Origin of the sequence: Larkinella punicea, assembly GCF_003334855.1 — a bacterium.
Lineage (GTDB): Bacteria > Bacteroidota > Bacteroidia > Cytophagales > Spirosomataceae > Larkinella > Larkinella punicea.
In genome coordinates, this window is the sequence record NZ_QOWE01000016.1 from 18,677 (window position 1) to 44,137 (window position 25,461).

At 51.8% G+C, this 25,461-nt stretch carries 15 protein-coding genes and 1 pseudogene; 8 read left to right on the top strand and 8 right to left on the bottom strand.

Features of this window, described 5'->3' with window-relative positions; translation table 11 throughout:
* Positions 1–63: 63 nt before the first annotated feature.
* The 3 genes from DUE52_RS19055 to DUE52_RS19065 form a co-directional block, all read right to left on the bottom strand.
* Positions 64–1,449, bottom strand: coding sequence for a DEAD/DEAH box helicase (locus DUE52_RS19055; protein WP_114407635.1), 1,386 nt, complete (start codon positions 1,447–1,449; stop codon positions 64–66).
* A gap of 138 nt (positions 1,450–1,587) precedes the next feature.
* Positions 1,588–2,466 carry a fructosamine kinase family protein gene (locus DUE52_RS19060; RefSeq protein ID WP_114407636.1) on the bottom strand — a complete coding sequence of 293 codons (879 nt, stop codon included), beginning with the start codon at positions 2,464–2,466 and terminating at the stop codon, positions 1,588–1,590.
* A 121-nt stretch (positions 2,467–2,587) separates the two neighbouring features.
* Positions 2,588–3,709: an RNA-guided endonuclease InsQ/TnpB family protein gene (locus DUE52_RS19065; protein ID WP_114407784.1), complete on the bottom strand. Its 1,122-nt coding sequence runs from the start codon at positions 3,707–3,709 to the stop codon at positions 2,588–2,590.
* Between the two features lie 133 nt (positions 3,710–3,842).
* Here DUE52_RS19065 and DUE52_RS19070 point away from each other — a divergent pair, with 133 nt between their 5' ends.
* The 3 genes from DUE52_RS19070 to DUE52_RS19080 all read left to right on the top strand — a co-directional run bounded on the left by DUE52_RS19070 (position 3,843) and on the right by DUE52_RS19080 (position 7,374).
* The gene (locus DUE52_RS19070; protein ID WP_114407637.1) at positions 3,843–5,042 is read left to right on the top strand and encodes an anhydro-N-acetylmuramic acid kinase; all 1,200 of its coding nucleotides are present in this window, start codon (positions 3,843–3,845) and stop codon (positions 5,040–5,042) included.
* A gap of 162 nt (positions 5,043–5,204) precedes the next feature.
* Positions 5,205–6,401: an L-2-hydroxyglutarate dehydrogenase gene (gene lhgD, locus DUE52_RS19075; RefSeq protein WP_114407638.1), complete on the top strand. Its 1,197-nt coding sequence runs from the start codon at positions 5,205–5,207 to the stop codon at positions 6,399–6,401.
* 133 nt (positions 6,402–6,534) lie between these two features.
* A complete protein-coding gene (locus tag DUE52_RS19080; protein ID WP_114407639.1) occupies positions 6,535–7,374 on the top strand; it encodes an OmpA/MotB family protein in 840 nt (279 codons plus the stop codon).
* Between the two features lie 55 nt (positions 7,375–7,429).
* Here DUE52_RS19080 and DUE52_RS19085 read toward each other — a convergent pair whose 3' ends face one another.
* Positions 7,430–8,296, bottom strand: a complete 867-nt coding sequence (locus DUE52_RS19085) for an aldose 1-epimerase family protein (RefSeq protein ID WP_114407640.1) — start codon at positions 8,294–8,296, stop codon at positions 7,430–7,432.
* A gap of 70 nt (positions 8,297–8,366) precedes the next feature.
* Between DUE52_RS19085 and DUE52_RS19090 the strand changes: the two are divergent.
* From DUE52_RS19090 to DUE52_RS19100, 3 genes and pseudogenes are all read left to right on the top strand, one after another.
* Positions 8,367–9,623, top strand: a pseudogene (locus DUE52_RS19090) (TCR/Tet family MFS transporter); the annotation flags it as partial.
* Between the two features lie 7 nt (positions 9,624–9,630).
* Positions 9,631–10,146, top strand: coding sequence for a hypothetical protein (locus DUE52_RS19095; RefSeq protein WP_114407642.1), 516 nt, complete (start codon positions 9,631–9,633; stop codon positions 10,144–10,146).
* 246 nt (positions 10,147–10,392) lie between these two features.
* Entirely contained in the window at positions 10,393–11,085 is a 693-nt protein-coding gene (locus DUE52_RS19100; protein WP_114407643.1) for a class I SAM-dependent methyltransferase, read from the top strand.
* A 9-nt stretch (positions 11,086–11,094) separates the two neighbouring features.
* Here the strand turns inward: DUE52_RS19100 and DUE52_RS19105 are convergent, their stop codons facing one another.
* The 4 genes from DUE52_RS19105 to DUE52_RS19120 all read right to left on the bottom strand — a co-directional run bounded on the left by DUE52_RS19105 (position 11,095) and on the right by DUE52_RS19120 (position 20,075).
* Entirely contained in the window at positions 11,095–12,381 is a 1,287-nt protein-coding gene (locus tag DUE52_RS19105; RefSeq protein ID WP_114407644.1) for a glycoside hydrolase family 99 protein, read from the bottom strand.
* Positions 12,382–12,476: 95 nt separating this feature from the next.
* Positions 12,477–14,717, bottom strand: coding sequence for a DUF7133 domain-containing protein (locus DUE52_RS19110; protein ID WP_114407645.1), 2,241 nt, complete (start codon positions 14,715–14,717; stop codon positions 12,477–12,479).
* A 27-nt stretch (positions 14,718–14,744) separates the two neighbouring features.
* A complete protein-coding gene (locus DUE52_RS19115) occupies positions 14,745–17,234 on the bottom strand; it encodes a glycoside hydrolase family 95 protein (RefSeq protein ID WP_114407646.1) in 2,490 nt (829 codons plus the stop codon).
* Positions 17,235–17,474: 240 nt separating this feature from the next.
* A complete protein-coding gene (locus DUE52_RS19120; RefSeq protein WP_165840972.1) occupies positions 17,475–20,075 on the bottom strand; it encodes a Kelch repeat-containing protein in 2,601 nt (866 codons plus the stop codon).
* Between the two features lie 303 nt (positions 20,076–20,378).
* Between DUE52_RS19120 and DUE52_RS19125 the strand changes: the two genes are divergently transcribed.
* Together DUE52_RS19125 and DUE52_RS19130 are read left to right on the top strand one after the other, a co-directional pair.
* The gene (locus DUE52_RS19125) at positions 20,379–23,654 is read left to right on the top strand and encodes a SusC/RagA family TonB-linked outer membrane protein (protein WP_114407648.1); all 3,276 of its coding nucleotides are present in this window, start codon (positions 20,379–20,381) and stop codon (positions 23,652–23,654) included.
* Positions 23,655–23,667: 13 nt separating this feature from the next.
* Complete coding sequence (locus tag DUE52_RS19130; RefSeq protein WP_114407649.1) at positions 23,668–25,458, top strand: RagB/SusD family nutrient uptake outer membrane protein; 1,791 nt, start codon at positions 23,668–23,670, stop codon at positions 25,456–25,458.
* The last annotated feature ends 3 nt before the right edge of the window (positions 25,459–25,461 follow it).

The following is a 25,461-nucleotide window of genomic DNA, read 5'->3' on the forward strand; positions in this document are numbered from 1 at the left end:
TCAACGTACTAACCCCTATAAAACGTAGGGGGATTCAATTTAGTACAAAATATTGAAAAACGGTTACGTCTTCCGACGACGGGGTGGGCCGGTTTTGGGTTTGCCACTGCGGGCTGCCGGACTTTTGGGCGCTTTTCCGCGCGTCGACGTACTGCGGGTGGGCCCTGTTTTGCTTGAATTGGTACGCCCTTTGACGGGAATCCCTTTTTTCTCGTGAAAAGCTCCTTTAAACGTTGGATCTTCCTTTTTCCGCTGGTCGTCGATCTCCCGCAAAAAGTCCTGCTGTTCTTCGAACGGGGTTTCGGTAATCGGCACAGCGTCCGGGATGGGTTCGCGCGGAATCTGCATCCGGATAATTTTCTCAATCTGCCGGATATGGTACTCTTCCGCCATCGTTACAAACGTGATGGCTTCGCCGGTATGGTTGGCGCGGCCCGTCCGCCCGATCCGGTGGACGTAATCTTCGTAAATCAGCGGCACATCGAAATTGATGACGTGACTCACCAGGTTGACGTCGATGCCCCGCGCCGTCACGTCGGTGGTCACCAGCACCCGGATGTTGCCTTCCTTGAAGGCTTCCATCGAATTGATCCGCGTGTTCTGGCCTTTGTTGGCGTGCAGAACGCGAATCCGGTCGTCGGCAATGACTTTTCGGGCCAAAAATTTATAGATGTTGTTGGCGGTTTCTTTGGAGCGCGCAAACACAATTACCCGGCTGGCGGCTTCGAAACTCATGAGATACGCCAGCAGGTCGATTTTGGTTCTGAAATTAGGAACGGCGTAGATTTTCTGCGTCACCATATCGGCGGTCGATGCCTGGGGCGTCACCTCGACCCGCATCGGGAACTCCAGAAATTCGTAAGACAGTTCCTCTACTTTGGGTGGGAAGGTAGCAGAAAACAGCATGTTCTGCCGTTTTACCGGGATGACTTCCAGAATTTTCCGAATCTGCGGCATGAACCCCATATCCATGATTTTATCGGCTTCATCCATCACCATCGTCGCCAGTTGCTTCACCACGATTTCGCCCCGCGAATAGAGGTCCGAAAACCGCCCCGGCGTTGCCACCAGAATATCGACACCTTTCTGAACGGCTTCAATCTGCGCTTTCGGGCCAATTCCGCCGTAGAGCGCCATATGCCGGATGTCGGTGTATTTAGCGAGTTCCGTAATGGCCGCGTCAATTTGCATCGCCAGCTCGCGCGTGGGCGCCAGAATTAAGGCCCGGGGGTGTTGACCCTGCGCGTATTTGATTTTCATCAGCAGCGGCAGCAGGTATGCCGCCGTTTTGCCGGTGCCGGTCTGTGCAATGCCCAGCACATCATGCCCCGCCATCGCCAGCGGAATCGCCTGCTGCTGGATGGGGGTAGGCTGCTCATAGCCCGCTTCCGCGACCGCCGTCAGCAACTGTTTATTGAGCTTAAAATCTTCGAAGGATGTGATTTCCATATAATAAAAAATAATCTAAACCGGGATTTAGCTGATTTTTCTGATTCAACTGATTTTCATAAGTCAGGCGAACAGATCAAAATCTCTGTTTCTGATTATTTTTATCAATTAAATCAGAAAAATCAGCTAAATCCCGGTCTAGAAACGGTTCAACACCCGCTCAATCCCACTGAGATAACCCGTTCCAAACAGGTTGAGATGCACCAGCAACGGATACAAATTGTAAATCGGGATTCGCTCCTGAAAACCGTCTTCCATCGGAAACGCTTCATCGTAGGCATCGTAAAACCGTTCATCGAAACCGCCGAAAAGCGTCGTAAACGCCAGTTCGGCTTCGCGCAAACCGTAATAAACCGCCGGGTCGATGAGGGCTGCGTCGCCCTGTTCGTTCACCATCACATTGCCCGACCACAAATCACCGTGTAACAAGGCCGGACGTTCAACCGGTAATAAATCAGGAAGCCGTTGGTATAATTTTTGAAATTTAGTGTATAACTCTTTCGAAATAAGTCCTTTGTAGAGAGCCATACCGGCCTGCGGCTGAAGACGCTGTTCGATGTAAAATGTGATTCCGTTGTCTGTTAATGTGTTGCTTTGCGGCAGCGAACCGATGTAATTATCAAAGTGTAATCCGAATTTGGACTGCGTGTGTGAATGTAACAACGCCAGCGACTGCCCGAATGATTCCCAGTAGTCGGTTTTAGGCACGACCGGATCAATGTATTCGAGCACCAGATAGGTCTTGTCGCGGTATTTTCCGTAGCCAATGACTTCGGGAATGTAGATGGCTTCCGTCGACCGGAGCAGGTCCAGCCCGCGCGCTTCCCACTCAAACATGTCGGCATTCTCTTCGGGGTTCCATTTCACGAAAAACAGCCCTTCCGACGAAAAAACCTGCGCAGCCGTGTTGACATTACCACCCACCAAAAACCGGGCTTCCAACACCTCGACCGATCGGCCCAGCGTCTGGAAAAATACCCCCTCAAAAAAATCAAACTGTTCTTCTCCCAGCCACATCACTAATTACTGTTTCGGTTGTCGTGGTTCACGTTTCGATTTACAGTTTCAAGTTGGTACTTTTGCCAACTTGTTCCCGCGCTGTAACTAATCCGCCAGCTAAAGCAAGGCGGCTTTAACCCTAACACCGATGCAACGCGCAATACAGAGTCGAGTTTTCAGGCCAAGTTACACTAGCCCCGACAGCGGCAATATTACGAGCACCATTATGGTCAGCATCGCAACGATTACCGCAGTTTGTACATATAAAGGACTTGCCGGAACGGTGTCCAAGGTGGTTGCATTCGTGACAGGTTTTACTCGTGTAAGCCGGTGGAACAATTACCAAAGGAACACCAGCCAATTGCGCTTTGTAGGCAATAAACTGACGCAATTGAAAGAATGGCCACGAACTATGTTCACTACGTTGTTTCTTGCGGAGCCGTGGTACGGTTCGATCCCGTATGCCTTTCAAGTTCTCCAACGCAATGCCACGACCAGAAGATTGGGCTTTTTCAACCAGTCTTTTACTAATCGTGTGATTAATGATGGTAGAGGTCGTTCGCTCTCTTTTACTGATTCGTTTAAGCAAACGCCGGGTATTCTTAATGGTAGACTTAGAAGCCTTCGCATTCTTTTTGGCCTGAACACTGGCCCGGATTGCCGAACGCTTCTTTCTGTATTTGCGGATTTCGGAGCCAGCAAACCGTTGACCGTCCGAATCTGTTGCCAGATCGACAATGCCAAGATCGACGCCCAAGATAGAATCAATCCTAAAGGTTTGCTCATCGGGCACATCGCAGGTGGCCAACAAAAACCACTTGCCTTTGCGGTACAGCAAATCCGATTCGCCCTGCTGAAACTTCAAAAGGTCTTCGTTATGCTCACCACCAACATACGGAATAGCTTCACGTCCGGTCAACGTCCAGATCGAAGCGGTTTTCTTTTTAGTGTTGTACGAAAGGATGCGGGAGTCGTAGGCAATAGCCCCGGTTGGTCGCAGTTCCCGTTTGGTTTTCTTATCCAGTTTGTAGGCATCCACCACCTTAGCAATGCACCGGACGATCATTTGCGCCGAAAGCCCGAACTGTTCTTTAATGGGGTAGTAGGCCAGTTTGTGAAGCCCAAACTGCTTAAACTGTTTATTCTCCCAGGCCATTTCACTCAAAGCATTGCAGGCCTGATTGGCTCGAACAAGCGTATCAAGCAGGTTTTGCGCCTGTTCAGAGGTGGGTAGCAGTTTGATTTTGGCAGTCAGTTTCACAGCATTAAGACATGAAAAATCTTTCAATTATTGAAAATTTAGGTTTCACCGGAAGGTTCGGCTTACTCCGGTCGCTTTCCGCCCCATCCTACGCGATGTCCGCTAAAAGCGCGGGGATTCTCGCTCCTATTTCATGAATATCCAGATACAACACCTTTATGAACTGGCCCAACGCCCGGAACGCCGGATCGTCGGGCTGATGTCGGGCACTTCGATGGACGGTCTGGACGTGGCCTTTTGCCGTATTAAAGGCTTTGGCCCCCGAACCGACGTGTCGCTCACCCATTTCGAGACCGTTCCGTATACCGACGACCTGAAGGCGGAAATACGGAAAGTTTTTGCCAAAAAAGAAATTGATTTTCAGCATCTGTGTCTGCTCAACGCCTGGATTGGGCAATTACACGGCCAAATGGTGACCGACTGCCTCCGCCACTGGAACCTGACGGCCAACGACGTCGATCTGGTGGCCAGCCACGGCCAAACGGTTTTTCACGCGCCCAAAAGCCAGCATAAACTTGATCAATTCCCGAATGCAACGCTCCAAATCGGTGACGGTGACCACGTTGCCGTGACCACGGGCATTATCACCCTCAGTGATTTTCGCCAGAAACACATTGCCAAAGGGGGCGAAGGCGCTCCGCTGGCGGTGTATGGCGATTATTTTATTTTTTCAAAGAAAGACGAAAACCGCCTGATGCTCAACATGGGCGGGATTGCCAATTTTACCTATCTGCCGGGAAACCTGAACGCCAACGAAGTGTTTACGACCGATACCGGCCCCGGCAACACGCTCATCGACGCTTTTACGCGACAGCTTTTCAATAAACCATACGACGCCGAGGGCCGAATTGCCGCCAGTGGAACCGTGAATCAGGATTTAGTACAAATGTTGAAAAAAGATTCGTTTTTCAAGGCTCCCTTCCCAAAAACTACAGGACCGGAAGTATTTAACCCCGATTACGTCGAACAGGCGCTGCAACGCAGCCAGACCGGCAAAGGCCTGACGCCCGAAGATCTGATTGCGACCCTGACCCGGTTTAGCGCGGAAACCATTGCCGAAGCGATTCAAACCGTGATCAAACCGGGGGATTCGTATGTCGTTTACCGCAGCGGGGGCGGCATGCACAACCCGGTTTTGACCGGTGCCATTCAGGAATTATTGCCCGACTGCCGCTTCGCCAACACCGACGAACTGGGCATTTCCGGTGATGCCAAAGAAGCCATTCTGTTTGCGGTTTTGGCAAACGAAGCCGTCGCGGGTGGCTTTACATCGTTCGGCAATCGGCAGGGCGTTCCAACGGTGTCAATGGGCAAAGTTTCATTTCCGAATTAAGCAGTGAGCGGGTTACTTTTGCTAAAAAATAATAAATGTAAAATGATGAATATCAAATGTAAAAGGGCCTGGCACTCATAAAACACTTTTACATTTGATATTCATCATTTTACATTTATTATTCTGTTTTTATGATGTTTCATCCTCCTAAAGTAAAGCGACATGAATGACATCATTATCATCGGGGGCGGGATTGTCGGGCTGGCGACGGCCCTGCAAATCAAGCGCCAGCGGCCCGGCCTTTCGGTCACCGTCATCGAGAAAGAAAACCGGCTGGCGGCCCACCAGACCGGCCACAACAGTGGCGTTATTCATTCGGGGCTGTATTACAAACCGGGCAGCCTGAAAGCGACCAACTGCATTCGCGGTTACTGGATGCTGCTCGAATTCTGCGAACAGGAAAATGTTCCGTATGAACTTTGCGGCAAAATCGTGGTGGCTACCAAACCGGAGGAAGTACCGCTTCTGGACAATTTATACCAGCGCGGGCAGCAGAACGGTCTGGAAGGACTCAAAAAGCTGACGCTGTCCGAAATGCACGAAATTGAACCGCACGTTCGGGGCGTTGAAGGGATGTGGGTGCCGCAAACCGGTATTATCGACTACGTGCAGGTGTGCGAGAAATACGCCGAAAAGCTGCGCGAACTGGGCGGAGAAATTCGGCTCGGCGAGAAAGTGACCCAGATCACACCGGGCAACACGCTCTCGGTGGTGTTGACCGACCGGGCCACCTACGAAACGAAGCTGGTCATCAACTGCGCCGGGCTGTATTCCGACAAAATTGCGCAACTCACCCAACGACAGGAGATTGACGTCCGGATTATTCCTTTCCGGGGTGAATATTTCAAGATCCGGCCCGAGAAAGAATACCTCGTTCGGAACCTGATTTATCCGGTTCCGGACCCTAATTTCCCCTTTCTCGGCGTTCATTTTACGCGAATGGTTCACGGCGGTGTCGAAGCCGGGCCGAATGCGGTTCTGGCGTTTCAGCGGGAGGGCTACCGGAAGTCGGACATCAATTTGAAGGAAATATATGAAACCCTGAGCTGGCCCGGTTTTCAGAAAGTAGCCGCCAAATACTGGGAAACGGGGCTGGGCGAAATGTACCGGTCTTTTTCCAAATCGGCATTTACGAAAGCCTTGCAGGAATTGATCCCGGAAATTCAGGAAAACGACCTCATGGAAGGCGGTTCGGGCGTCCGCGCTCAGGCCTGCGACCGGACCGGTGGCTTGCTCGACGACTTTGCGATTCTGGAAACCGACCGGGCGATTCACGTCTGCAACGCGCCTTCTCCGGCGGCAACCTCTTCGTTGTCCATCGGGCTGACGGTCTCAGAAAAAGCCCTGACGCGGTTTTAAAAGACCGAATAATTAGAAAAAGCTTAAAAAGAGAAATAATGCAAAAATCCATTTGTTACCTTCCCTATTTGCTTCGTAACTTGCAGAGCTTTAGCGTTAACCCTAAATAATTTTATTATCCCTAACAAAAAATATGAAAAATTTCCTGTTTGCCATTGCCCTCTTAACCGTAATAACCTCCTGCAAAAGCAAAAAGCGATTAGCTGAATTGCAAACCGTTCATGATAAAGTAAAAATGGAATTGGAAGATTGCGCCAAAAAAACGGCCAGTCTGCAAAGCACCATCGGAACCAAAGACGCGGAACTGCTTACCAAAAACGGTCAGATTACCGATTTGCAGAGTCAGTTGGATTACCTGAAAAAAACCAACACGAACCTGTTGGACCGGATGGCGGATCTTTCCATTGTTAGCAAAGCGGGTGCCGAAAGCATCCGTCGGTCACTCGAAACGCTCTCGAATGTGTCTTCTTCTGCCCAAAGAAGAGATTCTATCAATTTGTTATTGGTGAAAAACCTGAAACGGTCTCTGTCCGACATCAACGACAGCGATGTACAGGTGGAAGTGAAAAAAGGCGTTGTATACGTTTCTATTTCCGACAAAATGCTGTTCCCTTCGGCCAGCTACGTGCTGAACAAACAAGCGGAGACGGTATTGGGTAAAGTAGCGCAGGTGATCAACGACCACCGCAACCTGGATGTTCTGGTCGAAGGCCACACGGATGTGTACCCGATCTCGACGCAATTCCTAAAAGATAACTGGGATTTGAGCGTGATGCGCGCTACTTCGGTAGTTCGTTTGCTGCAAACGCAGTTTGGCGTCGCTCCGGCCCGCTTAACGGCGGGTGGTCGTTCGGAATTTATCCCGAAAGAAGATAACACCACAGAAGAAGGACGTCAGGCCAACCGCCGGACCGAAATCGTTCTGTTGCCGAAACTGGACGAATTCTTCAACCTGCTGACGGAGCAGAAATAAGCTTAACTCTATTGAGTGAGGTGGCCGGGGATCAACTGATCTCCGGCCACTTTTTTTATACCCCAATCGTATACCCGGTTTCAAACAATCCATTCGGTTCAACGTGCTGAATGGCTTCTTTTTCCTCAAACGGCACGGGCGTTCCCTCGCGGTCGGCACAGCCCAGCCAGGGTTCGATGCAGACGAACTTCCCGCCCGGTTTGGCCCAAATGCCCAGATACGGAAACGCCGGAAAGCTAACCGTTACGGCCTGATCGTGGTTACGGCTCCGGATCGTCACGCTCCGGGAAGCCAGATTTTTAAACACCAGCGCGTCGTCATTGAATAAGTCGGCCGTCAGCGGCAACTGCTTGTCGACGGTCAAAACCGGCTCGGTTTCGCCCGTAAAATAGCCTTTGGTCGACAGCATATGACGTTCCAGCGGTTCTTCGTTCTGAAATTCCAGGTAATAATCCTCGTATTTTTCGTTCGGAAAAAACGGCACCGCAAACGCCGGGTGCGAGCCCACGGAGAAATACATCCGCTTGTCTTCCCGATTGATCACGCGGTAAATAAGCGTCAGCACCTGGTTATCGATCTGGTATTCGATCTGGAAATCAAATTCATAGGGATAACCCGCCCGCGTTTTTTCGTTGGATTTCAGGGAGAAACAGGCTTTCGTCGGCGTGGCTTCAATGACTGTAAATTCGGACTGCCGCGTAAACCCGTGCCGCTCCATCGGATACGGTTTTCCATCGACGATAATCTGGTTGTCGAGGCAGCCGCCCACCACCGGAAATAAATTCGGCGCGTGCCAGCCCCAAACCGCCGGATCGGCCTGCCAGAGGTGTTCGATACCAGTTCGTTTGTTATAAATGGACGTCAGTTCAGCCCCCTGGGAACGGATACTCACTTTAATAAAGTCGTTTTCGAGTGTTGTCATCGTCGGAATGAATGGTTTCGGCAAGTTCGTGACAAAAATGGGCAGAAAGCCGTAACTTTGGGCAAAATTTTACCGCATGGCTCCACAACGCAACCGGGCGCTGACGTTCATCTTCATTACCATTCTGATTGACTGCACGGGCATTGGCGTGATCGCTCCGATTGTTCCCCGATTGATTGAAGAACTGACCGGCGGAGACCTCAGTGAGGCATCGCAATACGGCGGCTGGCTTACGTTTTCGTACGCCATCATGCAATTTGTGTTTTCCCCAATCCTGGGCGGATTGAGCGACCGCTTTGGCCGACGGCCGGTATTGCTGATTTCGCTCTTTGGCCTAGGCCTCGATTACGTCTTTTGTGCCTTCGCGCCCACCATTGCCTGGCTGTTTGTGGCCCGGTTTATTGCCGGTATTTGCGGAGCCAGTTTCACCACGGCATCGGCCTACATTGCCGACGTCAGTCCACCGGAAAAACGAGCGCAGAACTTCGGGCTGGTCGGCGCGGCTTTTGGGTTAGGTTTCATCGTTGGCCCCATCATCGGCGGAGTTTTCAGTCAGTATGGCAGCCGGGTTCCCTTCATGATTTCGGCGGGGCTGTCGCTCCTGAATTTTATCTACGGGTATTTCATCCTCCCGGAATCGTTGCCTCAGGAACACCGCCGGGCTTTTGAGTGGAAACGGGCCAATCCAATCGGTTCGCTGGCCCGGTTGAAGCGGTATCCAACCATCCTGGGTCTGGTCAGCACGATGGTGTTGCTGTATATTGCCGGTCAGGCACCCCAATCGACCTGGACGTATTATGTCATCGAAAAATTTCGCTGGAACGAAACGTGGGTAGGCTATTCACTCGGCTTCATCGGACTGACGGTGGCCATCGTTCAGGGCGGTTTGATTCGGGTGGCCATTCCGAAACTGGGGCAGCGAAAGGCGGTTTTCACCGGGATGAGCTTCTCCATCATTGGGTTTACGCTGTTTGCGTTTGCCACGCAGGGATGGATGATGTTTGCGTTTATGATTCCGTATGCGCTGGGCGGTTTGGCAGGGCCGGCGGTTCAGGGGCTCATTTCGTCGCAGGTGCCGCCTAACGAACAGGGCGAACTGCAGGGTGCCCTGACGAGTCTGGCGAGCATGACTTCCATCGTTGGCCCCTTGCTAATGACGCATTTGTTTGCGTATTTTACCAAACCCGAAGCGCCGGTGTATTTTCCGGGAGCGCCCTTTCTCATGGGTGCAGTGTTGACGCTCATCAGCGTCTTTTTAGTGGCAAAGGCCTTGGGAGCTGATCCAGTACTGGTACCCAAAACGGAAGAAGCATCTTCCCGCCTTTAACCACTATATGCAATACCGTACGATTTACGACATCGCTGCCCAAGGCTACGAAGAGTGGTTCTGGGCGTATATTTCCGCCGGATTCGTTGCCGCCACGCTGATTGTTTTTCTTTTTTTCCGTTCCTGGAAACACCGGAAGATACTCCTTTTTGTCACCTGCGGCCTCTCTGTGGTAACTTTCGGAATACCTTTTTTTGATTACAACCACCTGAAGAGCAAATTGGAAGCACCTGATTGCCTGAAAGTCGAAGGGACCGTAACGGGCTATTGGGAGAAAATCTGGCGCGATAAAGATGCCAGTAACAAGTGGCAAAACTACCATTATGAAAGCTTTATGGTCGACACCGTCAAGTTTGGTTACTACATCCGGGGTGGAGGCAGCGCGGCCGGTTTCCAAAATAATAATGCGATTCGGATTCCCATTCGCGACGGGATGCACATGCGGGTTCACTACTACGACGAACCCGTTATTACGAACGGAACGGTTAATAACCGGATTTTGAAACTGGAAGTCGCCCCCTAGCTTACCGATCCCCTCCTCATCCGTGCGCCTGCCCCGGGTTACACCCAGGGTTATTCATAGGCAAGCCTTTCAGGCTTGTTGTGACGGCGGTTTTGTTTTACATCGCTTTCATTACGTAGAAGTACCTGTTTTTAAGAATCCGTAAATTCCCTCTAAAAAAAAGCCGCGCCATCCACCACCTTTGTAGCGTCGAAAGACACAGCAACAACAACTACTGAACAACAAGAACAACAACAACACGTACTAATGGAAAAGCAAGCCTGGGCAGAATCGTGGGAAGATTCGAACACCCGCTTCCACCGCCAGGACGTTCACCCGTACGTACTGAAACACCTGACGCCGTTTGCGTTGATGGAAAAGTCGATTTTTGTGCCGCTCTGCGGCCGGTCGCTCGACCTGGTGTATTTCAGTCAATTTGCGGAACGCGTCGTGGGTGTGGAGAAGGTCGAGAAGGTGATCCTGCAGTTTTTTGCGGAAAACCAGCTTGCGTATGAAAAAGTCGGGGAGCGGTATATCTCGAACAATCTGACCATTTTCTGCAAAGATCTGTTCGCCTTAACGCCCGAAGAAGTCGGTGAGATTGACCTCGTTTACGACCGGGCTTCGTTGGTGGCGTTACCGCTTCCCCTGCGGGTGGCGTACCTGCAAAAAATGGAAACACTGACCGCCCCGGGAACGGAGTATTTTCTGAACACACTGGAATATGCGCCGGCTATGAACACGGCGCCGTTCAGCATTGCCCCGGAAGAGGTTTACGGGTATTTTCCGAATTACGTCATTAAGCACGTCGAAAGCCCGGAAGTGTCCCACCACCGCCTGATTCGGAAATTTAATCTACATTTTCTGCGGGAACACGGTTTTATGATGCGGAAGCTCCACGATGCGTCGTATGCGTCACTACGCGAGTCGGCCAATCGGAGTTTCTACGAATTTTCGTAAGGCCGCTTTCTATTTCTTCCTGACCGGTTTTTGGACCGTATAGCCCTTTTTTCCGTGAAACCAGTGGGTGGCCTGACCAGTCAGCCACAGGTAATAATCAGAATCCAGATCGGGTTCGATGCCGACAAATTTGCCATCGCCGTTCAGCGGTAATTCGCCTTCTTTTCTGGTTTTGAAAATCGCCGTTCCTTCGTCTACTTCGTCGAACATCGCGACGTATAAGCTTTGCGCTCCGGCCTGCTTCGCCCCTGCAACCTGACTCCACAGAAAATCACCTTTCAGCCGCGGAATCTGGTTATAAACACTCGGGCTATTTTTCAGATTTCCCCAACTAAAACCGGGAAACACCAGCGGCACATAATCCACGTTGTTGGTTTTGCACCAGGCCACGTCACCCGCCAGTGTATTGCCCGAAACCGTCGCGTAGGTTGCGGGATTATAACGCCCCACCGCCCACGGCATGATGACATCCACACTTTTAATCAGCGGGTGCAGCAGTTCCGACGGTTCGGTGTCTTTCGTCATCGTTCGCCAGTAATACGGCACACCCAGCAAAACCGATGTTTTTTTGGTCGGACCTTTTACTTTTTCCACCAGACCCTGAATATCGGCGACGGTATACCGCCGGTTATCATTAAACCCAACGCCCCAGATGGCCAGCAGCGGTTTGCCATTGTGTCGCAGATACGTCGGATTCTCCTTATTATTGAACAGCGCAAAAAGTTGCTGCAACTCGTTCCAGTCGTTCACCAAAATGTCCATGTCCGCCGACGTCGAACCGCTGAGGTCATACATGATGCAGAGTGCCCGCTGGTGTTTTTTCGCTGATTTCAGGGCATTCGCCAACACTTTATTGAAATGTCGTTTGCCTTTCTCGGACTTGATTTCGGACAAAAACCGCTGCATGAACACGCCGTCGATGCCGTAGTCCTTCATCCATTTGAAATGCAGATCGACACTGGTTTCGTCGTAGGGACTATAAACCGCTGCGTTTTCTCCGTCGGCATATTGAAAAGCGGTTTTGTAGGTGTTGGGATACTCTTTTACGTCCGGCCAAAAATCAATCGACGCATACCCCGGCTCGAATTTCCCCCGTTTCTGATAATGATGCCAGCCCCGGTCGGACGCATCGCCCTGGGCGGCAAACCAGCCCTGGTAACCCGCCATGACCAAACCGTTGTAACTCGTATAGAGACAGCCCGTTTCGTCGTATTTGACTTCAGCAGTCTGGCTTTTTGCATGAAAACCAAACAGAATGGCCACAAAAATCCCGGCCAGGAAAAAGCGTTTTTTCATGGTATTCAAGTAAAATCGAGTGTGTTAGTTTAATTCGTCAGCGCGTGATTCAGAACGTTATTGGGTCGAGTTTTGAAAGAGACATGCGCTGATTCTTATTTCTGATTTGGTTTCACCAGTTCGTCAAGTGTCCAGGCTTTCTGACGTCCAGCGGTTTGTTCCCGAACCGCTTTTACGTCGGCGGGGCGTATGCCGGGATTCTGATTACTCCCGAATTCGTACCGGATGTAACTCAGCACGGATGCCAGCCACTCGTCATCATTGGCACCCATCGCGGGCATCACATCCGGGTAGGTTTGCCCGTCGATCGGTCCGGAAAGACCATGCAGCAGAATCCGAATGGCGATCTCCTTGTTGCGGTTGCGAACGCGTTGTGAACCCATCAACGGTGGGGCGGCTTTGCTTTCCAGCCCTTTGCCATCCGAACCGTGGCAGGTCGTACACAGCGACTTATAAATGGTCGAGCCATTCAAAACCAGCTTCCGGTCGGTTTCGTCCAGACTGCCCAGCCGCCGTCCGAATCTCTTAACATCCTCGTTTTTGTCCAGGCTTTTCTGCGCGCGGGCCACCATCTCATTGTCGGGTGCCAGGGCAATAATTTCCTGCGCCAGGGCTTTGGCTTTGGGCAACGAACTGTACGACAACGAAAGCACCAGTTGCGTGCGAACATCAAAACTCGGATCGGTTTTCAAATCTCCCAATCGCGCCAGCAACGACTCGTCATTCTGTTTTAAATACGGCTCACTTAGCAGAACTCCCGCTTTTCTCACCTGCGCATCCTCATTCGTCAATGCTATCAGAATGACGGTTTTATCAATAGCATTCAACCCTTCCAAAGTCCACAAGGCATGAAGCCGACCCAAAGCGGAAACCGGTTTTTGTCCGGTAGCCATCGCTTTCAGTGCCGGAACCACGGTTTGGTCATTCCGCACTATCAGCTCTTTCTGGGCATTATCGCGCCACCAGCCGTTGGCGTGATCAAGATAGGTGACCAACTTACTACCGGTCTCATCCAGCATCTGCGGTTTCGCACCCGGCTTGATGCCGTCGTGTACCAACCGGTAAATCCGGCCGTGCTGAATGTTTTTATCCAGGCCCAACCGCGTGATCTGGGGCCGCAGGTAACTGTCCGGTTTGGTCCAGTTGCCTTCCTGAATGATGCCCCGGTTCATATCGACAATATACAGACAGCCGTCGGGACCGGTATACATGTTGACCGCCCGGAAATTCATGTCCGTCGACGCAATGAATTCTTCTTTCTGATACGCGTTTTCGAGCATCGTTTTGCCGGCTTTGTTGCTGACCTTCGCCCGGCGAATCAGCCGACCGACCGGTTCGCTGATCAGTAAATCGCCCGACAAATCGGCGGGCAACCGGTCTCCCCGGAAAATTACCTGGCCGCAACTGGCCGTAAAATGGTTCAGCGTCGTATCCGTCGTCCGGATGCGCTGCACCCCGCCCTGAACATCCGGCGTTTTGATGATCGGCCAGACGGCGTTGAATTCCTCACTATACTGGTCCCTGAATTCCAGCCGACCGTACATCGGATTGATCTGAAAACCCAGAGCCGGAACCTCGCCACCCGCCGACGAGAAATACAGCCTTCCGTAATTGTCGTGTGTCAACCCCCACTGCCCGCCGGAACCGCTCGGAATCGAATCCGCTTTCAACATCCCGTTGGTATAGCGAAACCGCACCGGATCAACGGTGACGTAAATCCAGTTGTCCAGATTCCAGTCCAAACCGCTGCGCTGGTGTTCCAGGTTGCCGGGCGCTTTTTTCCCCGGATTAAAAACCGGTTTTTTCTGATCGGCCACGCCGTCGCCGTCCGTGTCCTTGTAACTATAAATGTCGTAGGTATCCGTTTCGTTGACCAGCAACTCGTGACCGACGCACAGCACCATGCGGGGCAACACCAGTTTGTCGATAAACACGGAGCTTTTGTCCATTTTGCCGTCGTTATTGGTGTCTTCCAGCAGCATCACCCGGCTAACCGGATCGTGCTCATGAGAACCATCCACATCCTGCATGTAGGTATCCATCTCCACGACGTACATTCTGGCGTTTCCATCCCAGGCCACGGCCACCGGTTCGTGAATCATCGGCTCACTGGCGACCAGTTCGAGGTGGTAGCCTTTGGGCAGCCGGAACGATTTCAGGCTTTGCTCGGGCGTCAAGTGGGCCGGTGACGGATTGGCCGTGAATGCCGGAACCGTTTCAACGGTTTGACTCGCCGGGGTTTGCGTCGTGCCCTGGGAGTTTTGCCGGGACACCTGACACGTTACGGCCAGCATGGAAGCGGCCAGCACACCACTGATCCAGATTGTTTTTTTCATGGGTTTAGACTACGAATTTCGTAAGGGCTATAACGTTAGGGTGTAGGTTTTTCCTTTTTGCGTCGGCAAATCGTAAACGAGCGTTTCCTTCAACGGCAACGGATTCAGCGTGGCCTGGCTTGAAATCAACGCTTTGGCCGTTTCTTCCGGTTGGTAAAACGAATTGGGATTAACGCCCTGAGCGGTTTTCAAGGCCAATCCAGTGGACTTCAATGCATTCGGTACGCGAATCCGGCAGTTTCCACCCAGATTCGACCTGATCGTCACCTTCGCCACTTTACCGTCTTTCCATTCCATAGCCACCAGTTCAAAACCGCCCCGCGCCCGTAAACCGCTGATTTTCCCCGATTTCCAGACATCCGGCAAAGCGGGAAGCAGGTGAATGGTGCCGTCATGACTTTGCAACAGCATTTCGGCCACGCCCGCCGTACAGCCAAAGTTGCCATCGATCTGGAACGGCGGATGCGCATCGAAAAGGTTGGTATACGTGCCGCCACCGCCTTTTTTGCCGGGCGCATTGACCGGCGAAAGCTGATCGGTAATGAGTTTATACGCCCGGTTTCCGTCCAGCAGCCGCGCCCACCAGTTCACTTTCCAGCCCATCGACCAGCCCGTCGAAACATCGCCCCGGTGTTCGAGCGACGTCCGGGCTGCACTGAACAGTTCGGGCGTGCGATAGGCTGATAATTGAGCCGACGGATACAACCCGTAGAGGTGCGAAATGTGCCGGTGATTGTCTTTCGGATTGTCCAGATCTTCCAGCCATTCCTGCAACTGTCCGTGCTGCCCGACCTGCATGGGTGCCAGCCTCGCACGTTTTTCTTTCAGGACTTTGACAAATTCCGCATCGGTATTCAAGGCTTCCGCCGACCGCATGGCCGCCGTCAGAATATCGAAAACCAGTTGATTATCCATCGTATGACCCGCACCAATCGTCACATTCGGGCGGCTGGTCGGCGCATTTTCGGGCGACATGCTCGGGCTAACCACCAGCCAGTGATGCGTAGGCTCTTCGATTAGAAAATCGACGAAGAATTGAGCCGCTCCCTTGATCGCCGGATAGACCGTTTTCAGGTACGTTTTATCGCCGGAATACCGGTATTTTTCCCAGGCATGCTGACTAAGCCAGGCACCGCTCATCGGCCACATGGCGTAGAAAATCGGATCGACCGGTCCGGTAATGCGCCACAGATCGGTGTTGTGGTGGGCCACCCAGCCGCCCGCGCCATACATCTCCCGGGCGGTTTGCTGACCGGTTTGCGAAAGGTCTTTCACCATCTGAATCAGCGGTTCGTGCAGTTCGGTCAGGTTAGCGACCTCGGCGGGCCAGTAATTCATTTCGGTGTTGATGTTGATCGTGTATTTACTGTCCCAGGGCGGACTCATTTGCTGGTTCCAGATGCCTTGCAGGTTAGCGGGTTGACCCGGAACCGCAACGGCGGACCGGCCGTTGCGGCCCGGTTGCGAGCAGGAAATCAGCAAATACCGACCAAACTGAAAATACAGCGAAACAAGTTGCGGATCGTTGCCCGACGCAAACTGCCGGATGCGTTCATCGGTTGGCAACTTAGCCGCGTCGGTCGTACCCAGATCCAGTTTTACCCGGTTAAAATACGTTTGATAAGCCGCCACGTGATCTTTCAAAACCGCACTGAAAGGCCGCGTAACGACCCGGTTGAGAGGTTGGTTAGCCTGGGCTTGCGGGTTGGCCGTCAGGGTTTTATAATCCACGAAATTCGTCCCGATCGAAACATACAGGGTAACCGCATTCGCGCCGGATACAACAACCGATGTATCCGTCGGATTCAATTGTCCGCCTTCCGGCAGCACTTTGACGTGCGCATTGAACCGCACCTGTCCTTTGACACCTTCGTGGTCGCTGGTGATGCCGGTCAAAACCAGCTTGTCTTTACCCCCGGTTTTGCGCTCTGTTTTTTGAGGACTGTTCAGAAAAGCCGTGAAAGTCAGCTTGCCCGGCTGGCTGGCCGTCAGTCGAATGGCAATTACCTGATCGGGAACGGACGCGATCACCTGCCGGGTGTAGCGCACACCATCGACGGTATACATGGTGGTCGAGACGGCGCGTTCCAGATCCAGTTCCCGGTAATAATCGGTAAACGAATCATGACCGGCAAACGCCAGATTCAGATTTCCGACGGGCTGAAACATCATGCCCTGCGCCTTTTTGGACTCGACTTTCTCGGCTGCCAGTTGCTGCGCTTCGGCGTGTTTGCCTTCAAAAATCAGCTTTCGGATGGTGGGCAAAGCCGCCAGCGCATCGGGATTATCGTTGCGGTTTGGACCACCCGACCAGACGGAAGACTCGTTCAGTTTGATGATTTCCTGCTGCGGATTGCCGTAGACCATCGCGCCCAGTCGTCCGTTGCCAACGGGAAGGGCATCCGTCCAGGTTTTACCGGCGGGTTTATCGTACCAAAGTTTTAAAGCGTTCGGTTGCTGCGCCAGTGCCGCGATTTGGCTGAACAACACAAGACCGAGTAGTCGTATTTTTTTCATAGGAATTCCAGAATATCGCCATTTAACCGTTTCGGAAGAGATAAACTCCTTCACCAAAGGCCGGGCAGAGGATTTCATACCGGTTATGGCCCCGACAAATTTACCAACAACACCCACAGCGAAAACCCGGTGTGAAGTACGGCTACCGAGCTTAAAAAAATCTTAATAAACGCTTAACTGGGCAAAAAAGCGGGAAGGAACAGACAGAAAATCGGATAAACCGTTTCCGGCCAGCGCAGACTAGTCGATAATGGCCGAGAACGATTGCTCGTATTCTTCGCCGTAAATGGCTTTGTAATCCCGGACAAATTTCTCGAAGGTGTTCTTCGCCAGGGTGTGTTTTCCCATTAACGACAAAGCTTTACACTTCAGGATAATGGCGTCTTCGTTGACGGGATCGTAGTCGAAAATGAAGTTCGTAATCTGGATCAGAAACTCGGGATCTTCGCTGATGCTTAATTTATCCGCGTATTGCAGAAAGGTATTGATGATTTTGTTGGAAATATCGGCTTTGAAATCGTCCAGCCAGTAATATTCGGTGTTCAGCAAAAACGAACCGCGTTTGGTGATTTCGCCCAATTCAAAAATCGTCTGTTTGGTCAGCGCGGCTTTGTTGTTGATAATGGCCACGTAGCGTTCATAATCGACATAGAGCTGGTTAAAATCGAACTCCACTTTCCAATAGCCGGACTCTTTGGAGAGCGAGCAAAAACCGACTTTATCCAGAATACTCCTTAGTTTGGCCATGTTGACGGAGCGGTTATTACTCGCATCCCGACCCGACTTGTCCGGCCAGAGAATTTCGTTGAGTTTTTCGGACGGAAGCCCGCGCTGTTTGTCGATGCTATTGAGGGCCAGCAGCAGAAAAAGCTCTTTTAGCAGGGGAGTAAACGCTTTGGTAATGTCGTTTCCAGCGTGGTCCAGCACCTGAAAATTACCAAAAAAGAAGACGCTTGCTTTCGGCGTCGGCTCAAGTGCCAAAGCCCGAGAGCTACTTCCCGGCGCAACCGTTAGCGCGGTAACCGGGTGGTTGTCGAAAACCGGTACGGTTTCTGTCTGCGGTGTGGACCGACGTTTGGTGCGGACATACAACAAAACCAGAACGCCCGCAACGACAGCGAATCCGGCCAGCAGCCACGGCCAAACGGAGCCCGACGACGGTTTTACCGAAGCCGCCTGCACCTCCAATTTGTTGGGCGGGAACGAAATGGTATAAAGCTTCACATCCGTGGTGTTGTTCGGCTCATTCCGATACAGCGTAACCGCGATCAGTTTCTGGCTAATCGGGCAATAATAGAGATCCGAATACGAGTGAATGTCGTGGAAGGAGTACGGTATCGAGTGACCGACCCGTTCATACGTCGGTTCCGACAGCGAGCCCCGAATCAGTTGAAGCTGTGACTTAAACTGCTGATTCGGAAAAATAAGGCCATAAAAAGTCTTCGATTTGGAATCGATCACCAGGGAATTGGCAAACGCAAAATCCGTTTTCGGAACCTTCAATTCATACAGTTTCCGGAACTTATTGTCTTTCACCACATACTGTAACAAGTCATAATTACTTTTCGGATTAACCATTTGTTCACCCGTCAGGCTTCCGTACCCACCGATTAAATAGGCGGTGTCGGCACGGGCGGTTGTGCCCAAAGCCGCCAAATACCGGGGGGTAAAAGCATCGCTCCGGGTGGGCAGCGTTTCCCATTTCCTGGAAGCAAAGTGATAGCGAAAAATGCTGTTTTTATACGTTAGCTGGCCATAACCGCCCAAAATATAGAGGGAAGAATCAAGCCCGGAAACGAATTGGTTCGCGTGCCAGTATTCGGTCACTTTCACCGGGCTGGGCGTCATGGTTTCGGTGGTCCAGCTACGTGCAACGGGGTTATAAACCGACACGGCTTTCTGATCAACGTAATAGTCATAAAACCGGGCGGTAAAGGGATTAAAGACGGCCTGACTACCCAGAAAAAAGCTTTTTGGGGGAGTTTTTTGCGCCTGAAGAACGCCCTGCCGGTTTCGAACCGAATACTGATATAGCGCATCCGACCCCGTAACGCATACGGTTTCAGACGCCGGATCAAACGCTACGGTGGCCCGGCCTTTCAGCGTAAACTGATCTGCTACGTTCCATTCATTGTGCAGTGCTTTAATCCAGACGGGATTTTTAATGACGGCCGGTTGCCCGGAAAGCTCATCTTGTGCTGTTGCTCCTTTGACTTCATTCAACGGCCAATAATGAATCCGTTTGCCATTTTCAGACAGGCTGATGTCTTTGATATCCATTGGCGGCAAATCTTTCGATTTAAACTCCCGGAACTCGTTGCCGCCAAAAAAGATCCTGAAACAACCTGATTCGTTGAACGCGATCTTATCGGTAATGACTCTTTTGTTGTTTACGTAAACGCTCATGGTGCGGTTTTTCAGATCCAGTTGGAGTTTAAAATGATTCCAATGGTTGAATACATGCGCCGAATCGAGCTTGATAACGGATGGAGAAAACCGTTCGCCAATGATCATTTTGAAGTTGAGCGACTTCTGATCGTACAGCAGATCCAGGTTTTGCTTATCGTCCTGAATAATCCTGAAAATGTAGCCAAAATACGTTTTATAGCTGGCCGCCAGTGACACATCAAACGACAGTTCGACGTTGCCGTTAAGACACAGCGGTTTTTCGGGCCTCAAATCCAGCGAAGTCCGGTTGTCCTGAATTTCTTCGTGACCTGCGAAGCGCAACCCGTAGGATTGAGCCGTTGCGGAAGTAGTGGCCACCAGCAGTAGGGCGACGGTATAAAAAAATAAACGCAGGAACGGACTGAACAACGTTTCGGGAAAGCCTTCCATCATTCTGGTTATCCAGCCCGCCAATCGGTATTGTTGGGCTCTTTGAGCGTCGCCTTTCATGCTGCGGCTTATTCTATTCGAGACGACTGATGCCGCCAATGCCCCTAAGTTATCCAATATTCACCTCCTGTCAAAACCCCTGAAGGGTTTCACCCAGGTCCGGGCAGAAGGCATTAAATTATAAAAAAACCATATTAATAATGATAAAACACAGAGTGAAGCCCTGCTAATTAAGCATTTATTAAGATTTTTTTAAGCCCTGCCGACGTACTTCGTCCAAAATTTAATCCAACAAAATCAGGGTTTATGCAAAAAACTTTATTTGCCTTAAAAACGATGCGCGTGCCATACGGGCACCTCATCCGGGCGTTTCTGATCATTGGACTAGTCGGCACGCTGCCCGTAGAAGCCCAGGAATTGCTGGCGCGCCGATCCAACCCACCTGCGGCTTCACTGGCACGCCCCCTGCGGTTACAACCCGCAACCAACCGCCACACCCTGCCGGATCGGACCATTACGGGGAAAGTTTCTGACGAAAAAGGGGGCGCATTACCGGGTGTCAACATCGTGATCAAGGGGACATCCCGCGGCACGACCACCAACGAAAAAGGCGTTTATACCCTGAGCATTCCGAATGAAGCCACAACGCTGGTTTTTTCGTTTGTCGGTTATCTTTCCTACGAAGCGGCTGTCGACAACCGGAGTTCGCTGGATGTTACGCTGAAAGAAGATGCGCAGGCGCTGGGCGAGGTGGTGGTGGTTGGGTATGGTACGCAACGGAAGGTGAATGTTACGGGGGCAATCGCAACGGTTGCCAGTAAAGAGCTGGTGATTAATTCGAACAACGACGTGACCAACACACTGACCGGGCGCGCCCCCGGCGTTCGGGTGGTGCAGTTGTCGAGCCAACCCGGCAAATACGATTCCCAGATCGACATTCGTGGGTTTAGTTATACGGACCCCAATGACATTAACGGCAATCAAACCGGGGGGCCGCTGATCATTGTGGACGGCGTTCAACGCGACAAATCCGGTTTTGACCGGCTCGATCCCAACGAAATTGAAAGTGTCTCGATTCTGAAAGATGCCACGGCGGCTATTTATGGCGTGAAAGCGGCCAACGGTGTGGTGCTGGTTACCACCAAAAAAGGGAGCCAGGGCAAGGTTCAGGTGAACTATACGACGCACGTCGGGCAGCAGATCATCACCAAATACCCCCAACTATCCAATGCCTTTCAATACGCAACCCTCTTCAACGAGCAACACGTCAACAACAACATCAGTAACCGGGCTGAATTTACGCCCCCCAAGTATTCGGCTACGCAACTGGCCGATTTTCAAAGCGGAAAGGCCACCAGCACCGATTTTTTAAAGGCGGTTTTGCGCGACCGTGCTTCGCAACAGCAACACAATCTGACGATTAACGGCGGAACGGACAAACTCCGGTATTTTGCGTCTGCCGGTTTTTTTGGCGAAGGCGGTTTGTTCAAATCGGACATCCTGACCGGGAAAAAATACAACCTGCGGCTCAACATCGACGCTGAACTGACCAAAGGATTGACGATGGGCGCGAACATTGCGTTGATCAACTCGATCAGCAACGAACCCAGCCAGGGGATTTGGGCCTTGCTGAAAAATACCTGGCAATGGGACCCGACCGAACCGCTTTATTCGAACAACGACCCGGCCTATCTGCGTCAACCCCTGAGCGCGTTGAGCCATCCGATTGCCGATTTCTCCGAAGCCTACAGTGGATATAACCGGAATGATGAGAAATTTCTGACCTCCACGTTTCAGTTGTCGTACGTGGTTCCGTTCGTGAAAGGACTGAGTCTCAAGGCGCAGTATGCCTACGACAACAACTACAGTTTCCGGAAGCAGTTTACCAAGAAATACAACCAGTATGAGTATCTGTTCGACGCGGCCACACAGACGTATTACCAGAAACCGTATTTGCACCTTGCCCCTTCCCGCATTAATGAAGCGTTCGGTCAGGGAAAACGGAATGATGTGCAGTTGTCATTCAACTACCAGAACAGCTTTGGAAAACACAACGTCGGCGCGCTGGGCCTGTATGAACAGATCGACCGGGTGAACAACAGCCACAACGCGTCCACCCAGTTTATCATCGATGCCGTTGACCAACTCGCTGCCGGAAGCCGGAAAACCGACGCCATTGGCTCCGGCTACAGTTCGAGCGCCAACATGAGTTATGTGGGTCGGGTCAATTATGATTACGCCGGGAAGTATCTGGTCGAGGCCGGTTTTCGCTACGACGGTTCATCCAGTTTCCCCAAAAACAGCCGCTGGGGCTTTTTCCCGTATGTCTCGGCGGGCTGGCGGATTTCAGAAGAAGCCTTTATTCGAACCCATCTCCCTTTCATTTCCAATCTAAAACTACGCGGTTCATACGGTGTTCTGGGTGATGACGGCATTTCGGGCGCTTCGTTCCAGTTTCTGACCGGTTATACGTATCCAAGCAGCGGGTATCAGTTCGGGACCAACTTCGTGGGTGGACTCGGCTTCAAAAATTCGGCCAACCCCAACATTACGTGGTATACCTCGACAACCACCAATTTTGGTCTGGAAGGCGCCTTCTGGAACAGTCTGCTCACGTTTGAAGCCGACGTGTTTCGCCGGGATCGTGACGGTTTGCTGGGCAACCGGATTTCGACCATTCCGGCCACCTACGGTGTCAATCTTCCGCAAGTCAATCTGAATCAGGACCGTACGCAGGGATTCGAAATCGTTCTGGGCCATCGCAACAAGATTCGGGATGTGAATTACTCGATTTCGGCCAACATGAGTTACGCCCGGACACAATACCGGTATCGTGAAGAAACGCCCGCCAACAGCGATTATGATTACTGGCGAAACCGCAATGCCGGTCGGTTCAACGACATTGTCTGGGGCTACAAAACCGACGGACAGTTTCAAACGCTGGAGGAAATCCGGAATGCACCGATCATGGACGGCGCGGGCAACCGGACGGTTCTGCCCGGTGATATCAAATACGTTGACGTGAACGGCGACGGCATTATTTCCAATCTTGATGAGACCGTCATTGGACGCGGACAGAGCAAACCGGCGATCTATTTCGGTACCAACCTTACGGTTTCGTGGAAAGGCTTCGACGTTTCGATGCTGTTGCAGGGCGCAACCATGTATCAGGTGGCCTACCAGGATCAGCTATCCAGACCGTTTTATTTTGCCACCGCCAACCCGATCAGTGCGTTTAACGACCGCTGGCACCGTTCGGACGTCGTGGATGCCGCCAGCGAATGGATTCCGGGAAAATACCCGTCGACCGGCCAGCGGCAGAACTACCGAAGCAACGAATTCTGGCGGTTCGACGCGACGTATCTGCGCGTGAAAAGCCTGGAAGTTGGCTACAGTCTTCCGAAAACGCTGCTGAGTAAAGCTCACATCAAGGGATTGCGTGTCTTTGGCAACGGCTACAACCTCTTTACTTTTTCCAAAGGGCTTGACTTTGTGGACCCGGAATACACCGACGACCGGCTTTACAGCTACAATTATCCGCTGACGATGAACGTGAACCTGGGCCTCCAACTTTCTTTTTGATCACCCAACACCCATGAAAAACCTTAAAAAATACATTGCCCTGCTAGGCCTGTTTGGCTTGTCGGCCTGCAGCGATAGTTTTCTGGATAAAAAACCGGTCGATCTGCTGACGGCCGAACAGGTTTTCAGCAGTCCGGAGGCCGTGGAAGCCTATTTTGCCACGCTATACAAAGATTTACCCATCGAGGATTTCAGTTACTGCAACGGTCGGTTTGGCGAATTCCCCGGGAATGGTGACGGATATACGGCCAACTGGACCTGGGAAGCGACCAATTCGAACAATGCCTCCAACAATGACGAAAACTGGGGGAAATTATACCGGGCGATTCGGAACGTGAATACGTTTATCAAGGAAATTGCGACGGTTTCGATTCCGGAAGCGACCAAAAATGCGTACGTCGCCGAAGCCCGGTTTGTGCGGGCCTATTATTACCAGGAACTGGTCAAATATTGGGGGGGTGTGCCGATTTTGCTGGAACCTCAAACCGCCGTCGACGGCAATACGCAGGAACTGAACCTGCCGCGAAGCAAGGAAGCCGACGTCTGGGATCTGGTTAAATCGGATCTGGACTTTGCGGCTGCTAACTTACCGATCACCAGTGTGTATGGACGGGCCAACAAATTTGTGGCCCTGGCGCTGCTTTCGCGGTCGATGCTGCACGCGGGTTCGATCGCGAAATTTGGAACCGTTGAGTTGGAAGGCCTGGTGGGCGTCGATCCGGCCAAGGCAACACCTTATCTGCAAGCCGCTTACGATGCGTCCAAAGCCATTATCGATGGTGGAAAATACAGCCTGTTCAACAAGTATCCGACCGACAAAGCGCAGAATTTCCAGATGCTTTTCTACGAACTGCAAGGCAATCCGGAAGCTATTTTCTGCAAAGGCTGGGATTATGAATCGACGCGACGGACGCACTCGCAGGATCTGATGGCCTTGCCGGAAGCCGTTCGTTCGCCAATCGGGTATGCCAACCGCCTGACCCCGCCCCTGGACATGATCGAGCGGTTTGAATACGTAGACGGTTCGGAAGGAACGCTGAACATCGGAACGCCCGGCGCGTATGTCCACTACAAAAACCCGCAGGACGTTTTCAAAAACAAGGATCCGCGCTTTTTCGGCTCCGTCATTTCAACCGGCAGCTCATTCAAGGGCGTCGAAATTACCGGTCAGCGCGGGGTCATTTTCAACGGGGTAAGATACAACGGGACAGCGCTCAACCAGTATTTCGACATCGACAAAAAACAGATTGTGGCCAACCCGACGGCCAATTCGGTGCGGGCCACTGGTAATTCGAACAACGGTGCCAGCGTCTTCTGGCTGAAAAAATGGCTTGATCCGGTTCGGCCCGCCAATTTGTGCGTGGACTGGACCTCCGAAACCGACTGGCTCGATATGCGGCTGGGCGAAGTGCTGCTGAATTATGCCGAAGCGGCCTTTGAACTGGGAAAACCGGCTGCTGAAGCCCTGGATGCCGTGAACCAACTCCGCACCCGGGCGGGTATTGCCAAACTGACCACCATTGATCGGGCTAAAATCCGGAATGAACGGAATGTGGAGCTGGCTTTTGAAAACCGGACCTTCTGGGATTTGAGAAGATGGCGGACACTGACGACCGAATTCAGCGGCTGGATTCCCAACGGGCTGTATATCTATTATGATGTCAATTCGAAGGATTATGTCTTCGAAAAAACGCCCAATGGCGGTGGAAAAACGTATCAGGTCAAAGACTATTACTTTCAGATTCCAGCGTCGGAACGCAGCAAGGCTGGCTCATTATTAGGAAATGGAAACCCCGGCTATTAAAAA